Source organism: Roseateles terrae (assembly GCF_014192155.1).
GTDB lineage: Bacteria > Pseudomonadota > Gammaproteobacteria > Burkholderiales > Burkholderiaceae_C > Roseateles > Roseateles terrae.
Map to the genome: position 1 here is coordinate 757,955 of NZ_JACHXO010000001.1, position 16,166 is coordinate 774,120.

At 68.2% G+C, this 16,166-nt stretch carries 10 protein-coding genes; 4 read left to right on the forward strand and 6 right to left on the reverse strand.

Annotated elements, in window-relative coordinates; all coding sequences use genetic code 11:
- Positions 1 to 15 precede the first annotated feature (15 nt).
- The 3 genes from FHS28_RS03135 to tagF are packed head-to-tail and all read left to right on the forward strand — an operon-like array spanning position 16 to position 5,632.
- Positions 16 to 1,338, forward strand: coding sequence for a DotU family type VI secretion system protein (locus tag FHS28_RS03135; protein WP_088449129.1), 1,323 nt, complete (start codon positions 16 to 18; stop codon positions 1,336 to 1,338).
- Positions 1,335 to 4,904 carry a type VI secretion system membrane subunit TssM gene (gene tssM / locus FHS28_RS03140; protein ID WP_088449128.1) on the forward strand — a complete coding sequence of 1,190 codons (3,570 nt, stop codon included), beginning with the start codon at positions 1,335 to 1,337 and terminating at the stop codon, positions 4,902 to 4,904. Before FHS28_RS03135 ends, tssM begins: the two co-directional genes overlap by 4 nt.
- Positions 4,905 to 4,912: 8 nt before the next feature.
- Positions 4,913 to 5,632, forward strand: a complete 720-nt coding sequence (tagF, locus tag FHS28_RS03145) for a type VI secretion system-associated protein TagF (RefSeq protein WP_088449127.1) — start codon at positions 4,913 to 4,915, stop codon at positions 5,630 to 5,632.
- A gap of 95 nt (positions 5,633 to 5,727) precedes the next feature.
- Here tagF and FHS28_RS03150 read toward each other — a convergent pair whose 3' ends face one another.
- Together FHS28_RS03150 and tagH are read right to left on the reverse strand one after the other, a co-directional pair.
- On the reverse strand, positions 5,728 to 6,669 hold the full coding sequence (locus FHS28_RS03150; RefSeq protein ID WP_088449126.1) for a PP2C family protein-serine/threonine phosphatase: 942 nt from the start codon (positions 6,667 to 6,669) through the stop codon (positions 5,728 to 5,730).
- Positions 6,670 to 6,694: 25 nt separating this feature from the next.
- Positions 6,695 to 8,950 carry a type VI secretion system-associated FHA domain protein TagH gene (tagH, locus tag FHS28_RS03155; protein ID WP_184294077.1) on the reverse strand — a complete coding sequence of 752 codons (2,256 nt, stop codon included), beginning with the start codon at positions 8,948 to 8,950 and terminating at the stop codon, positions 6,695 to 6,697.
- A 365-nt stretch (positions 8,951 to 9,315) separates the two neighbouring features.
- Between tagH and FHS28_RS03160 the strand changes: the two genes are divergently transcribed.
- Positions 9,316 to 10,083 (forward strand): LysM peptidoglycan-binding domain-containing protein, encoded by a 768-nt coding sequence (locus tag FHS28_RS03160; protein WP_184294079.1) that lies wholly within the window; start codon positions 9,316 to 9,318, stop codon positions 10,081 to 10,083.
- Positions 10,084 to 10,231: 148 nt separating this feature from the next.
- Here the strand turns inward: FHS28_RS03160 and FHS28_RS03165 are convergent, their stop codons facing one another.
- The 4 genes from FHS28_RS03165 to FHS28_RS03180 form a co-directional block, all read right to left on the reverse strand.
- Positions 10,232 to 11,068 (reverse strand): HEAT repeat domain-containing protein, encoded by an 837-nt coding sequence (locus FHS28_RS03165; protein WP_088449123.1) that lies wholly within the window; start codon positions 11,066 to 11,068, stop codon positions 10,232 to 10,234.
- 111 nt (positions 11,069 to 11,179) lie between these two features.
- A complete protein-coding gene (locus tag FHS28_RS03170; protein WP_088449122.1) occupies positions 11,180 to 12,442 on the reverse strand; it encodes a tetratricopeptide repeat protein in 1,263 nt (420 codons plus the stop codon).
- Positions 12,439 to 13,476, reverse strand: coding sequence for a polysaccharide deacetylase family protein (locus tag FHS28_RS03175; RefSeq protein ID WP_088449121.1), 1,038 nt, complete (start codon positions 13,474 to 13,476; stop codon positions 12,439 to 12,441). The genes FHS28_RS03170 and FHS28_RS03175 overlap by 4 nt, the downstream gene beginning before the upstream one ends.
- 11 nt (positions 13,477 to 13,487) lie before the next feature.
- On the reverse strand, positions 13,488 to 16,058 hold the full coding sequence (locus tag FHS28_RS03180; protein ID WP_088449120.1) for a protein kinase domain-containing protein: 2,571 nt from the start codon (positions 16,056 to 16,058) through the stop codon (positions 13,488 to 13,490).
- Between the last annotated feature and the right edge of the window lie 108 nt (positions 16,059 to 16,166).

A 16,166-nucleotide genomic window follows, 5' to 3' on the forward strand; every position in this document is an offset into this window, starting at 1 on the left:
CTTTCTGGAGCCGGCATGGACCCCTCCGCGCTCAATGACCCGTTCTCGGGCTTCGACGATCAGCGCACCTTCATCAAACCGCGCCCCGGTGGCGCGGCGCCCGCACGTCCGGTGAATCCCGACGGCAGCGGCGAGCCCCTGCCGGATGCGGAGGCCAAGGGACTGAACCCGCTGCTGTCGCTGGCCAACAAGCTGCTGCTGCTGGTGCCGCCGCTGCGGGCCACCCGCCGGGTCGACGACCCGGCGGCCTTGCGCAATCAGCTGGCCCAGGCCATCCGCGACTTCGCCGCCCAGGCGCAGGCCGCCGGCATTGCGCCGGAACGCATCATGGCCACCCGTTATGTGCTGTGCACGATGATGGATGAAGCCGCTGCGGACACGCCGTGGGGCGGCTCCGGCGTGTGGGCCCGTCACAGCCTGCTGTCGATGTTCCACAACGAGACCTGGGGTGGCGAGAAGGTCTTCCAGCTGATGGCCCGTCTGGCCGAGAAGCCGGACGAAAACCGCGATCTGCTCGAAGTGGTCTATGCTGCGCTGACACTGGGCTTCGAGGGCCGCTATCGCGTCATCGACAACGGTCGCGCGCAGCTGGAAGCGGTGCGCGACCGCCTGGCGCAAATCCTCAAGCAGCAGCGCGGCGACTACGCCCCGGCGCTGGCCCAGCACTGGCAGGTCGAAGCGACGCAGAAGCGCCGCCATCTCGGCTGGCTGCCGCTGGCGGCCCTGACCGCCGTGGTGGCGCTGGTGCTCGCCGCGACCTATCTGATGCTGACCCTGTCGCTGGCGGAGCGCTCGGATCCGGTCTTCGGACAGATCCAGTCGCTGCGACTGACGCCGCCGGTGGTCGCGCCCCCGGCGCCGCCGGCCAAGCCCCGTCTGGCGCAGTTCCTGCAGTCGGACATCAAGGCCGGCATGGTGGCGGTGCGGGACGAGGTGGACCGCAGCGTCGTGACCATCCGCGGTGACGGTCTCTTTGCCGGCGGCAGCGCCACGCTCTCGCCGGACCGCGAGCCGCTGATGCTGCGCATCGCCGATGCGCTGAGCAAGGTGCAGGGGCAGGTGCTGGTCACCGGCCACAGCGACAACCAGCCGATCCGCTCGGCGCGCTTCCCGTCCAACTGGCATCTGTCGGAAGAACGGGCGCACACGGTGGCGGAACTGCTGATGGCGCATCAGGTGGGCGCGGAACGGGTGCGTGCGGAAGGCCGCGCGGACGCTGAGCCCGTCGCGCCGAATGACACCCCTGCCAATCGCGCCCTCAACCGGCGTGTCGAAATCAGTCTGATGATCGGTGGCCGCGCGGAAGCTGCGCCGGCGGCCAGCGGAGCCGCACGATGAAACGTGTTCTGGGATGGATTTTCAATCGCTGGGTGCTTCTGGCGGTGCTGTTGCTGGCGGTCGCGCTGGTGCTGTGGATCATCGGCCCGCTGGTGGCCATCGGCGAGTATCGGCCGCTGGAGACCGAGCGGTCGCGCTGGATCACCATCGCCGTGCTGGTGCTGGTGGTGGCGGCGATCGTCGGCTGGCAGCGTTGGCGCGCCAGCCGCAGCAACCAGGCGGTGGTGCAGCATCTGATGCAGTCGCCCGGCGGCCCCGCCGAGACCGAGCGCGAAAGCGCGGACATGGCGGCGGTGCGGGAACGTTTCCAGCAGGCCATGGCCACCCTGCAGCGCGCGCGTTTCGGCGCCGGCAACCAGCTCAAGGGCTGGGCGGCGCGGCTGGGTGGGCGCTATCTGTATGAGCTGCCCTGGTACCTGATCATCGGCGCGCCGGGTTCCGGCAAGACCACGGCCCTGCGCCACAGCGGCCTGCAGTTCCCGCTGGCGGACCAGATGGGCGACCACGCCATCCGCGGCGTGGGCGGCACCCGTCATTGCGACTGGTGGTTCACCGACCAGGCGGTGCTGATTGACACCGCCGGCCGCTTCACCACCCAGGACAGCGATCCCACCAACGACAAGGCGACCTGGAGCGGCTTCCTGCAGATGCTGCGGCGCTCTCGCCCGCGCCAGCCGCTCAATGGCGCGCTGGTGACGGTGTCGGTCTCCGACCTGCTGGCGCGCACCGCGCCGGAGCGCGCGCAATATGCGGCGACCGTCCGCGGCCGCCTGCAGGAGTTGCACAAGGACCTGGACGTCCGTTTCCCGATCTACCTGCTGGTGACCAAGGCCGACCTGCTGTCCGGCTTCATGGATTACATGGCGACGATCGACAAGGACCAGCGGGCCGCCCCCTGGGGCTTCACCTTCCCCCGCGCGGCCGCCACGCCGCTGGCGCAGGCCGGCGCCGAGTTCGATGCCCTGGCCCAACGCCTGCTGGACGGCCTGATCGACCGGCTGCAAGCGGAGCGCGATCCGCAGCGCCGTGCCCGCATCTATGGCTTCCCGGCGCAGTTCGGCACCTTGCGCCAGGCACTGCTGGAATTCCTGGACGGCGTGTTCGCGCCCTCCCCCTACGAAGCCCAGCCGATGCTGCGCGGCGTGTACTTCGTCAGCGGCACCCAGGAAGGCACACCGATCGACCGGGTGCTGGGTTCGGTGGCCCGCAACTACCGTCTGGAAAACGCCGTCATCGCGCCCAACCAGGCCAGCGGCCGCAGCTATTTCCTGAACCGGCTGCTGAGCGAAGTGGTCTTTGCCGAAGCGGGCCTGGGCGGCACCAACCGCCGCTGGGAGCGGATGCGCAATGCCTGGATGGTGGCGGGCTACGCCACGGTGGGCCTGCTGGGCATCGGCATGATCACCGCCTGGGCGGTGAGCTACAGCAACAACCGCAAGTACATCTCGGACGTGTCGGCCCACGCCGAGCAAGTGCGGGAGCTGCTGCAGTCCACGCCCAACCGCGCCACGGCCGATCTGCTGCCGATCCTGCCCGCGCTGGACGCCACCCGCGGCCTCGCCCAGCTGGATGGTGCCACGCCCTGGTCGATGCGCTGGGGCCTGTTCCAGGGCAAGAAGCTGGACAGCGCCGCGCACAACGCCTATCAGCGCATGCTGGGCGACGCCCTGCTGCCGCGCATCATGCTGCGCATCGAGGAGCAGCTGCGCCAGGGCAGCAACACGCCGGAGACGCTGTATGAAGCGCTGAAGGCCTATGTGATGCTGCACAACACCGATCACTTCGATGGTGCCGCGCTCAAGCAGCATGTGATGACCGACTGGGAAACCACCCGCCGCGAGCTCACGCCTGAACAGCGCGAGCAGCTGAGCCAGCACCTCGAAGCGCTGCTGGCCCAGGGCGGCGTGGCCTCGCCGCTGCCGGACGATGAGACGCTGCTCAAGTCCACGCGCCTGCAGCTCTCGACCCTGCCGCTGCCGCAGCGCATCTACAACCGCATCAAGGCGCAGCGCCTGGGCAATGACTTCCCGGACTTCACCGTGGCCCGCGCCGCCGGCGCGAATGCCTCGCTGGTGTTTGTGCGGGCCAGCGGCGCGCCGCTGACCTCGGGCGTGCCTGGCCTCTACACCCGTGACGGCTACCTGCGCGGCTTCCAGCCGCTGGTCGGTCAGGCGGCGTCGCAGCTGGCGTCGGAGCAGTCCTGGGTGCTGGGCGTGGCCGATGCGCCCAAGACCGCCACCTCGATGGTGCAGGCCAACGGCCCGCTGGAAAACGAAGTCCGTCAGCTCTACCTGACCGACTATGCCGCCACCTGGGATTCATTCCTGGCCGACATCAAGCTGCAGCCCATGGGCACGGTGACGCAGTCGGTGGAACGTTCGCGTCTGCTGTCCGCTTCCGACAGCCCGCTGCCGCCGCTGCTTAAGGCCATCTCCCGAGAAACGACGCTGGCCACCGGCGGCAATGCCATCGAGCAGGCGCAGCAGAAGGCCGGGGACCTGATCCAGAAGTCGCGCGACAAGATCGTCAATGCGATTGCCGGCAAGAGCACCCCGGCCGATGCCGCGGCCCAGCAGCGTCTGGAAGCCACCATCGTCGACGACCGCTTCGCCGGTCTGCGCAATCTGGTCACCGCCCCGCAGGGCGGCGGCAAGTCGCCGCTGGACGAGACGCTGGCGCTGATCGGCGAGGCCAATGTGGTGCTGAGCGCCGCGGAGACCGCACTCAAGGGCGGTTCGGCGCCCCCGCCGTCGCCCGTGCCCAACCGGCTGAAGGTGGAAGCCACCCGCATGCCCGAGCCACTGCGTGCCATGCTGGACGATCTCTCCAACAGCTCCTCGCGGGTGTCCCAGGGCGCCATGCGCCAGACGCTGAGCCAGGAAGTGCGCTCGCAAGTGGGCGAGTTCTGCCAGCAGGCGGTGGCCGGCCGTTATCCGCTGGACCGCAATTCCACGCGGGACGTCACTCAGGCCGACTTCGCCACCCTCTTCGGCCCCGGCGGCAAGATCGACCAGCTGTTCCAGCAGAAGCTCGCTCCGTATGTGGACACCACCACCCGCCCATGGAAGTTTCGTCCGGTGGAAGGCACGCCGCTGGGCGGCGACGTCGGCACCCTGCCCCAGTTCCAGCGCGCGGCGGTGATCAAGGAAACCTTCTTCCCGGGGACCAATTCGCCGTCGCTGCGCCTGGACTTCAAGCCGGTGGAGATGGACACGACGATCCAGCAGTTCATCCTGGATGTGGATGGCCAGATCGTCCGCTATGCCCACGGCCCGCAGATCCCGAGCTCGGTGCAATGGCCCGGACCCCGCGGCAGCTCGCAGGTGCGGGTGCAGGTCAGCCCGGCCAGCGCCAACGGCTCCTCCGGCATGGTCAACGACGGCCCCTGGGCCCTGTTCCGGCTGTTTGACCGGGTGAAGATCGAAAAGACCAACGCGCCGGAACGCTTCCGCGTCACCTTCGACGTGGACGGCCGCAAGGCGGTGTTTGAAGTCACGGCCAGCAGCGTGAACAACCCGTTCCGCCTGAATGAGCTGAACCAGTTCTCCTGCCCCAACAGCCTCTGAGGTCCTGCATGGTTCCCTCCTCGACCACAGCGGCCGCCGAGGCCCCGGGCGCCGAGTTCGCGCCCGGCTGGTACGGCAAGATCGCCCCCTTGGGCGACTTCGCCCAGCGACGCCTGCCGCCGCACTGGGTGAAGCACTGCGACCCGTGGCTGTCCAGCCTGATGCGGGACCTGCCACTGGCGCTGGGCGCGAACTGGCTGGATCTCTACCTGACCGCCCCGGTGATCCGCTTTGCCTGGGCACCGGGGGTGGTGGACATGAAGTGGTGGTTCGGCGTGATGATGCCGAGCTGCGACAACGTGGGCCGGTATTTCCCGCTGGTGATCACCCAGCAGCGCACCGACCCGCCGGTGGACCGCGCCGGCATCGACCATCTCGAGCGGTGGTTCTCGGTGCTGTCTCAGGCAGCGGTGCACACGCTGGAAGATGGCGCCACGCTTGAGTCCTTCGAGCAGCGCCTGGCGAGCGCCCCCGCCTTTCCGGCCAGTGCCGCCGCCTCCATTCCGCTGCCGGATGCCGCCAACCGCTGGCAGACCTTCAGCCCGCCGACCGGCTCCCTGCCCAGTGGCATGGCGATGCTGGCGGCCGGGGAATTGATGGAACGGCTGGCGGGCTGCACGCTGTGGTCAGACCGACCGGTGGCGCCAGCACTGCCGCAGTTTCAATGGGGGCCGGGGCTGCCAGGCGCGCAGGTGTTTGGCGCCTTGCTGACGCAGGCGGCGCGGTAAGGGGACGGCCCGCCCAAGGGGTCTTCCCGCTGTGGGGTCTGCGAGCTGTGGGGTTTGCGCGCCAAGGGGCGGCAGCGCCCCGCCTGACGAGGCGTTCAAAGCGGCATGCGCCGCGTCGTTTCGTCGTCCTCGTCTTCATCAGCGACCGGGCCCGCCGTGGCCGCCACGACGGCTTCGGCACTGCGGGCGGCGGTGCCGTTGGTCGCGCTGTCCGTCAGGCTATCCGCCGTGCGTGAAGCAGACGGGGCGGTCGCCGTCACCGTGTCGTCGTCATCCGGCTGCATCACCGGTGCGGTCTGGCGGTCTCCGACCCACAGCGCAATCGCGCTGAAGTTGTCCTGATTCGGCAGCTCGCGCGACTCGATTTCCGCACGCATCGCGAGCAGCCAATCCTGCGGATTCTGCGCCAGCCGCAAGGTGTCCGGAATGGCGGCTTCGCCGGCACTGCCCCACCAGCCGTCGCTGCACAGCAGGAAGACGTCGCCGTCCTGCAGCGGCTCGGCGCCAGTGGTGTGCGGTTCCAGCTCATCATCGATGCCCAGGGCCGCCACCAAATGGTTCTTGTGCGGATGGTCCTCCGCCTGGGCCGGCGTGATCAGGCCGGCATCGATCAAACGCTGCACGACGCTGTCGTCATTGGTGACGCGGTCGATGCGGCCATTGCGCAGGCGATACAGCCGCGAATCGCCGACGTGCGTCCACATGGCGAAGTTGCGCTGCGCATCCACGCACAGCGCCACCAGCGTGGTGTGCATGCGGGCGCGACCGCTTTCCTCGATACCGCGGCGGACATCATCGTGGGCGGCCATGACGGCGCCCGTGAGCAGTTCAGGCCGCCACGGCAAGGTGGCATCGCCCAGCGCCAGCTGCATCCGCGTCACGGCGCGGCGTGCGGCTTCGGCGCCATTGCGGTGGCCGCCGGCGCCGTCGCACAGGACGGCATACCAGCCTGGGCCGTTTTCATGGGCCACCACCGCATCTTCGTTGGTGGTGCGCCGGCCGATTTCGCTGCAGGCCGCGACTCGGATCTTGAGCATGGTTGGTGTGTGGACCGGATCCGCGTCAGGCCGCGGTTTTGCGTTGATTCAGACGTTCGAGCTGTTCTTCGTAGGCCTCCAGGAAAGCCTTGCCAAAGAGATTGTGGAAGTCCTCCTGGGCCTCCTCACGAATCGACTCGAAATGCTGCAGATAAAGTTCCCAGAGCTTGGCCTTGCGGTTGAGCGTGAGCACGCTGTCCAGCATCGAGCGGCTGGTCAGCTTGGACTCCAGCATCTCGGGCTTGAAGCGGCCCAGCACCCCTTCCAGCGCCGCACGGGTACCGGCCATGGTGCCGATGGTGTGACCCACCAGGTCGTGCATGGCGTCGGACATGGCGGCCGGCCCTGGCAGGAACCCACGCACCGGCGGCTGGAGCAATTGTTCCAGCGCGGACTGCGCGTCCGGCGAAAACTTCAGCGGATTGTTGTCCCGGGATCGGATGACGGTGACCTGCGCCCGCAACTCATGCTTGGTGGCGGCGCGCACGGCCATCATCTGCAAGGTGCCGTCGATGGACGAGCGCAGCAGCTGGCCGATGACGCGCATCAGATCGGGCGTCACGCCCTGAGCCGGGTCGAAGCGGATGCCGGCGCCCTCGCTGAAGGCTTGCCACAGGGCGGCGGTGTCGGCGGCAGCGGCTGCGGGTCCGGCAACGCCAGCGGCCGGGGCGGCTGCCACGGAGGAGGACGCAGACGCCTGGGCGTGACCTGGGTGGGTTTGAGCGGGCGGTGGCTGCAGCGGCGCTTGCGCAGTGGATGACGGCCGTGCCGCTGGCCGCGGGGGTGCCGGAGGCGGTGAGATCAGACCGCCCGCTTCGGAGTCCATGAAGAGCGGCGTGGCGGTGTCGCCTGCTTCGGTCGTCGGGAACAACGAAGGGGGCAGGACGTCGGGCGGCAGTGCGGGGCCGCGGCCCGCGGTCGACGCGGGGATGGCGCCCACGGCGGCACCGGCTGAGGCCCCTGCGGCTGCGGTGCTCGGCGTGGCGAAGGTGCTGGACGCGGTCGGTGTGCCGGACGCCGTGGGGCTCACCGGCATTACCGCCGTTCCTTGCGCCTGCAGCGCCAGGGCGTCCTGTGCGGGCACGGCCTGGCGCGCCGGCGTCTGCCCGGCACGCACTTCCGGGGGGCGGAACGAGCTGCTCAGCGCCGACGTGTGGTCGGGCAAGGCCGGTGTGACGGGCTCACTGTGGGCCGGCTTGGCCGGCTTGTCCCCGAACAGGGCCATCGGATCGGTGGGCAGGTCGCTGTGGCTCGCATCACCAAGTCCGCGAGTGGCACCGGCCATGAAACCGGCCAGCGGATCGGCGGACTGCGTCCCGCTGGCTTGCAGGCCAAACAGGTCGTCCAGCGAGCTGGCGTTGTTTCCGGACGACGGAATCAGATCGCCAAACGCACCGCCGCCGCCGAAGTCGGACGAAGGACGGGGCATGGGCGGGGGTGGCGCCATCGGGGCACCGAGGCCGCCAAAGTCGAATCCGCCCGCCGACGATGGGGCGGCGGTGGGCGCGCGCGTCGGGGCCGGAGGCGGTGCAAACGGGTCGAAATCGTCGGGCAACAAGGCCACGGCGGGCGCGGGCGCGGCCACTGGCGTCGTCTTGTGGGTCTGCCCGAAGGCCGAGCGCGGCGCGGGTGGCGGTGGCGCCCCCAGCAGGTCGGCGAAGGGGTTGGCGCCGCTGCTGTTGCCCGGGCTGCTACCGCTACCGCCGCCGCTCCCACCCAGGAGGTCCGCGAAAGGGTCACTGGCAGGCACAGGGGCGGCGGGCTGCGCGGCATGTGGGCTCGCATGCAGGGCTGCGCCTCGGGCGGCCGCGGGCGCCGTGGCGGCGAACGCCGGGGCGCTCGTGGGCAGCGCACCGGGGATCGCGCCTTGGCTCACACCCGGCGTCGCGCCTGGAAGCGGACTGGGGAAGGGATTGGATGCTTCGCCCACCCGGCCGCCGAGCATCATGTTGGTGTCATCCGCCGCGCTGATCGTCACCTCCAGCAGGTAGCCGCCGACGCGGATTTCATCGCGATCGCGCACCGGCAGGCTCTGTCCCTGGGCCAGGGACTGTCCGCCGACGGTGATCGGATTGGCGCTGCCGATGTTGAAGATCACATAGCCGGTGCCGCTGGCGCGGATCTCGGCCTGTTGCCGGGAAATGTGACGTTCCGGGTCCGGCAGTGCCAGCGTATTGCCGTCGGCACGGCCGATGGTGCCCCCCTGCGGTCCAAACTCTGCGGTAATGGGCTGCGTCAGGGGCAGGTCATTGAGCGACACTGCGCGCAGGGTGAGGGTCATGGTGCTGCCTTTGATCGATCCAGGTCCGCCAGACGCGTCTTTGCGAAATAGTTGGCGGCCCTCGCATGTTTGCCGGTCCTGGCCCATGCTTCAATGAACGAAAGTCACCTTCTGTTCGCTGCGGCTGGCCTCATACTGCCGCAGCTTGATCTGGTTCCCTAGCGATGCCGATGCCAAAGTATTCTCTTCGCGCTGTTGCTCCCTGCGTGCTGGCTGCCCTGCTGGCCGGTTGTGTCACGCCTCCCAAGAACCCTCCGCCTGCACCCGCGCCGGCGCCAGAACCGGTGGTGCCTGTCGCACCGCCGGAGCCGCCCCCGCCCCCACCCGCCACGCCTGCCCAGCAGGCGCAGGCTCAGAAGATGGCCATGGCTGCCGTGGACATGCTGGAAGCAGGCCAGGAAGATCAGGCCCGGGCAGAGATCCAGCGTGCGCTGGCCGTGGACCGGGACAACAAGCTGGCCAACAGCCTGATGCGCCAGATCACCGGCGATCCGGTGCAGATGCTGGGCAAGGAGTCGTGGACGTACACGGTGCGCCCGAACGACACCCTGTCTCGCATTTCGGGTCGCTTCATGGGCGACATCTATTCGTTCTACATCCTGGCGCGTTACAACGACATCAAGGTGCCCGCCCGCGTGGCCGGTGGCCAGGTACTGCGCATTCCAGGCAAGGCGCCGCCCCCCGGGTCGCTGGATCCGCAGCCGCCGCGTGGACGCAACACGCCGGCCCCGGCGCCCCAGCCTGCTGCTGCGCCCGCCCCGGCACCGACCGCTGCAGCCGCTCCCGCTCCCGCGCCCGCCCCTGCATCGGTGCCTGAATTGAGCCCCGGCGAGAAGGCGATGCGCAACGGCGAATCGTGGGAGCGCAGCAACCGCCTGGACCGGGCGCTGGATGAATACAAGCGCGCGGCGTCGATGGACCAGCCGGGGGCGCAGGCCAAGGTGGATGTCGTTCGCAAGAAGCTGATCGACCGCTCGACTGTCGCCGCTCGTACGGCATTCGCCAAGCAGGACCTGGCCGGATCGATCAAGGCCTGGGACAACGTGCTGGAACTGGATCCCAACAACGAAGTGGCCAAGCTGGAACGCCAGAAGGCCGTGTCGTTGAAGGCGAAGGTGGATCAGCTGAAGTAAGGCTGAGAACGCTGCATCCAATGCAAAAGCCGCCGCAGGGAGACTGCGGCGGCTTTTTTTTTGCTGAGGCCGACCCTGCATCCGTCAGCGCCGCCCCTGACCTGTGCCGCACTCACGCCAATCATCTGCGTGGGGCACTCAGGCTCTTTCAATCAGTCCCGGCACTGCAAGCGGCGATGGCATTCTGCAGGCGCGAGAACCAGTAGCCGTCCCTCTCGTGGCAACTCAAACCGTTGGCGATCGCTTGAAGTGGACCCAGCAATCTTCGAGTGGCCAGCTTTTCAGCGGCATCCAGTTCATAGACGCTGCATTCGGAATTCAGGTGATCCAAGACATATTCGACCGCTCTGGCATCGCCCCGCGCGGCCAGTCCTGCCAAGGCTTCCCCGCGCACGTCCGCATCCTCATCACTGAGATTTTTCCAGAGGACCGCACGGATTTCGGGCGTATCCGAGGACTGAAGGGAGCCTAGACAGAACGTCGCCCAGTCGCGAACAGCGTCGTGGGTGTCCGCTGCCAGCCTCAGTAGAGCGTTGATGGCGGCTGGCGCGTCATATCGGCCCAGCGACACTGTCACTGACCATCGGAGCATGTGGTTGTGATGTGTCGACAATCGAATCAGGTCATCCAGCGCTGCGGGATGTGGCCGATGGCCCAGGCCCGACACCGCCGCCTGGACCACCTCGATGTGCTGGTCGTGCAAGCCAGCCAGGAGAAGTTCTTGCGTCTCTGACAGAGCGTAGTCGCTGACGAGGGAACCCCGTCGCTGCCTCAGCTGAGCAGCGATGTCCATGCCCAGGCTGCGCCGACGCCAGCTTGGGCTTCGAGCCAGAGCCATTGCACGCTCCAAGGTCGGGAGCGCACCGCGCATCTGCAATTCAGCAATGGCGCGCCATCCTTTGTCGGTGTTCCGGCGCCGAAGCGCTGTGCGGACAAGGCGCTGAAGCGTCTTCTTTCTAATGATGTTCCTGGACAGCCGTTTCATGTCTTCGATGCTAACAACAGTCCATCAGCGCTGTGTCGGACGGGCCCCCTCACCTGTCCATGGCGTGAGGCGTCTGAAACGCTTCAGCCGGGAGACATCCTGCTTTGCAGCTCAGCGCACCGTCCGCGTCGCCGCTCCCGCGGCCGTCACCGTCTTGTTGCCCGGATCCGCCGCTGAAGAGGCGTCGATCCATTGGCGCATCAGCGCCAAGGCCCGCGGGTGTTTGCCATCGATCTTCAGGCACTTCTGCAGCCAGTTGATGCCGCCGGCACGGTCCGTCATCGCCACGCGCTCGGCTTTGCGCACATACAGGTCGGCCAGCAGGCGACGCGCTGACGGATCGCGGCGATCCTGCGCCGAGCGGCGCTCCAGCAGCGCAATCGCTTCATCCACCTCGCCCTGCGCCGAGAGCATCGCGATGTGTTCCAGCTCATTGCGGTCGCCGCCGCCAGAGGCCTCGGCGCGCCCCGCCTTGCTGGATGTAGCCGCCGCGTTGCCAGTCGTGGCCGCTGTTGCCGCGGCCGCAGTGGCCGCCACAGCAGCCGACTCCTTGCCCGCATCCGCCGCACCGTCCTTGGCCCCGGCCGCCTTCGCAGCGACCTTTGCATCCGCCGCTTTCACAGCGTCCTTGCCACCGGCCTTGGCTCCGGTCGAGTCCGCACTGCTGCCAGACACCGCAGCCTTCGCCTCCGACCTGGAGGCGTCCTTGGAAGCATCCTTCGCAGCCAACCGCGCCGCTTCCTTGGCCTCCCTGGCTTCACGCGCCGCGGTTTCCTTCGCCTCCCGCGCTTCCCGTGCCGCCGCTTCCTTGGCTTCACGCGCTTCCTTCACCGCAGCGGCCTTTGCCTGTGCCGGCGTCATCGGCTTGCCTTCCGCCCCGCGGCGCAAGGTGATGCGCGACGGCGTGCCCAGATAGCTGCGCCGGTTGCGCTCCTTCTCAATGACCCGCAGCGCATCGGCCGCCTTGGCGTTGTCCGGCTGCAGGCTCAATGCCGTCAGATAGTGCTGGGTGGCGCCGTCCAGATCGCCTTTCGCCTGCGCCTGCTGGGCCTTCTGCATGCGCTCGGCCACCCCGGCGTCGACCTGGCCCTGCACGGCGATCAGCCGCTCGCGATACGACGGCTCCTGCGGACGCAGCACCGTCAGCACTTCCCAGGCCCAGGCGGCTTCAGCGAGCTGGCCCTTCTGCTCCAGGTCCTTGGCCCGCTGGTATTGCGCCAGTTCGAACTCACCCACCGGTCCACGCGCCACTGGCGGTGGCGCATCGGGCGCACGCTCCCCCACGGTGGCGGTGGTTGTGCAGGCCGACAGCAGCGTCGCGCCCACCAGCAGCACCGGCAGCGCCGCACGCCTGCATTGCGCCAACGCGTTCATGGCGCGCCTCCGATCTTGCGGCTGGTCTGCAGCCGGGCCTTGAAGGCCTCCAGATCGTGGTCGCCAAAAATCATGGTGCGTCGCAGCATCAAGGGCTGCGCAAAGAAGGCATTGCCGCCCGGATTCACCGTGACCGCCAGATTGAACTTCTGCCGCGTCAATTGGTCCAGCACCAGCTCATTCGCATCCCCATACGGATACGCAAATTGCCGCACCGGGCTGTTCAGCCGCTTCTCCAGCAAGTCGCGCGGGAAGACCACTTCCTGCTCGATGTTGCGGGCATAACGCTCGTCGTTTTCACCGGCGGTCCGCTCGATCAGATTGCGGTGCGACTTGGAATGGGACTGGATGTCCATGAAGCCGGACGTCGACATCTCCTGCAACTGCGGCCACGTCAACGCGTCGCCCGCACCGAGGAAATCGGTGTAGACAAACATGGTGGCCGGCAGTCCCAGCTTCTTGAGCACCGGGAATGCAAAGCGATAGACCGACTCATACCCGTCGTCAAAGGTGATGACCACCGACTTGGCCGGCAGCGGCTGCTTGCCCTCCAAGTAGGGTCCGAGCTGCCCCAGCTTGAGCACCCGGTAGTTGTTCTTCACCAGCCATTCCATCTGGGCGCTGAAGTTGGCGGGAGACACCGCCATCTTGCCGCCCACCGTGCCAATGCGGTGGTAACACAGCACCGGCACCGTCTGATAGGTGCCCGGCCACACCCCCAAGGGGTTCTGCGGCTTGAGCGGCACCACGATCGGTTGGCCGGCCTCCAGCTTCGTCAGGCCACCATTGGCGTCACTGATCTGCCAGTCGTTGTCTTCGCCGCCCAGCAGCCGGGCCGCCAGCCCCCGCAGCGAATCGCCGCTGGTGGGCACATAGATCATCAATCGGTCATTACGGGCCAGCACCTGGCCGGACAGCGTGGGCTGGTCCGGCGTGCTGGGGCTCACAGGCGGCTGGGCCGGCGGTGTGGACGTGCATCCACACAGCGCAAGAACCACCGCCGCGCATGCACCCTGCAGGGAGGTCAGTTTCATTGCGGCAGTGTTCAGCGTGGGCGACCGTTGGAGGGCGACTTGTTCTTGGCCGCCGCGGCGGCCAGCGCGGCCGTGGTGCGGATGGTCTCGGGCTTGCTCTGGCCGGCCGTCAGTGCCTGACGGTCCTGCAGCGCCTGGGCCATCTGGTCGAACGCCGCATACAGCAGACCGAATTCGTCCTTGCGCTGTTCGCGGATGCGGAAGGCATATCGGCCGCGGGCGATTTCCCCCAGCGCCTCATTCATCAGCTTGATCGGACGCGAGAACCAGTTGCCCACCACATACATGGCAATGGCAACCGCCAGCACCGTGACCAAGGCCAGGATGGCCATCAGCGTACGGGACAGGCGCACCACGCTCTCCAGCGGGCGCTCCGGCAGACCCAGGGCCACATGCCCCACCACCTTGTCGTTGTAGGTGATGGCGGTCTCGAAGCCGAGTACCGGCTCCCGACCCACCAGATACCGGGTTCGCTTGACCCCACCCAGCTCACCCAGCACTTCCCCGCTGGGCGTCTGATAGGCCTTGCCCACCGTTTCCGCATTGCTGGAGGCGCGCACGATGTTGTCCTTGTCGGACAGCGTGAGGCTTTGGAAGTCCCGCGTCTTCATCATCTCGGCCAGCAGCACGTCGACGGTCACCCAGTCTTCCGCCAGCGCCGGGGTTGCGTTCTGCACGGCGATGAAGCGGCTCAGCGCGGCGCCGGAATCGGCCACCTGCTGCATCATGGCGCCGTACTGCCGGTCCAGGATGATGGTGCAGGTGATGGCCATCACGATGGCGACGATGGCCGCCATCATCGCGGTCCACTTCACCCGCAGCGGAATGATGCGCGGACGGTCCACCGCCTGCGACTCCTCGTCGATCTCCGACAGCACGCGGGTCAGCGCATCGGCCAGTTCGGCGCCGCTGGGGAAGCGGTCGTCCGGCGCCTTGGCCAGACAGCGATCCACCACCCGGCGCAGCGAGGCCGGGATGTTGGGACGCAGCTTGTTCAGCGGCGTCGGCTCTTCCTTGGCGATCTTCAGGGCCAGGTTCACCACGCTGTCGCCGGTGAACGGACGCTGGCCGGTGAGCATCTGGTACATGACGATGCCGACCGAGAACAGGTCGGCCCGTCCGTCGATCTTCTCGCCGTTGATCTGCTCCGGCGACATGTATTGCGGCGTGCCCAGCACATCGCCCACGCGGGTGCGCTGCTCTCCCTTGGTGGACTCCATGTGGGCAATGCCGAAGTCCATCACCTTGATGTCCAGCGTGCCCTTGGAGCGGGCAATGTTGCCCGGCTTGATGTCCCGGTGGACGATGCCGCGCTTGTGCGAATAGTCCAGGGCGCGGGCGAGCTGGATGCTCATCACCACCACGTCGCGGATCGGCAGCGGCTTGCCGGGTTCCAGCACGTCGGCCAGCGATTCGCCGTCCAGCAGCTCCATGGCCATGTAGGGACGGCCGTCGATCTCACCCACGTCATGCACGGTGACGATGTTGGGGTGCGACAGGCCGCCGGAGGCGCGGGCTTCGCGCAGGAAGCGCGCGCGGTATTCCTCGTCCTCACACAGCGAGGCGTGCAGGAACTTGATGGCCACGTCACGGCCGATGCCGGGATCGTGCGCCTTGAACACGCTGGCCATGCCGCCGCGACCCAGGCGTTCGCGGATTTCATAGCGGCCGACCTGGCGGACCGGCATGTCGGCCTGCGGGCTGGGCGCACCGCTGCGGGCGACCGGCACGGGTGGCGTCAGCGGACCGCCGGGCAGCGTGGCCGCACGGAAAGCCGCTTCGGCTTCCGCTTGCAGCGAAGGATCGAAATGCGTGGCGGCGAATTCGGAGTCGTCATCGTCGTCGTCCGCCGGCTCGTTGATGATCGGTGACTGGAAACGGCGGGTGACGGGCTTGCTGGGCGGCGGGACCGGCACAGACGGCGCAGCCGCCACGGCCGGGGCCACCGGGGCGGCCGGTGCCACCGGCACGGCTGCGGGCGCAGGGGCTGCGGTCGTCGATGCCGTCGGCGTCGCCACTGCCGCCGCAGGCGTCGCAGCAGCTACAGGCGCATTGGCGTGGGCGGGTGCAGCCACCACCGGGGCGGCGGCGGGCGGCACTGGTGCAGCGGCAGGCTGAACAGGCGCGGCGTCCGACGTCGAGCCCGGCTGAGCGACGGCGGGCGTCCCACCCTGCGAAGCGGCCGCGGCATTGGTACGCGCGGCGGCAGCGGCGGCCGCCATGGCCTTGAAGGTGGCGCCCGGCACCAGCACGGTGGCGTCATCGCTCGCCGCGCTGTCCGGCAGCGCCGCGCCAGGCGTCAGGTCGAGGTCATTTGCGGCGTCCGCAGAGGCTGGAGAAGTAGAGGGGGACGTCGTCACAGGCAGCGTGTCGGCGGCGGGCGAACCCGCCGTGCCGGAATCAGGAGTGGAGGAAGACTCCGCATGAGGCGTGACACGATTGGCCGCGGTGATGGGCGGCATGCGTTCCAGCGGCATCGCGGCCGTGGTGATCCGGGTGGCGTCCGGATCCATCATCGGATCGTCCGGAACAGCCGGTCCGGTGCCCTTGTCGGGCCGTGGGTAACCTTCAGATCGTGACATCAAAACGCCTCGCCGCGGCCAAGCGCCGCCTCATGCGTAATGGTCATTGTCTCTCTGTGGCAAAGCAATGAACCAAAGTCATCTGGGCATTCCAGATCGTCTTGCGGC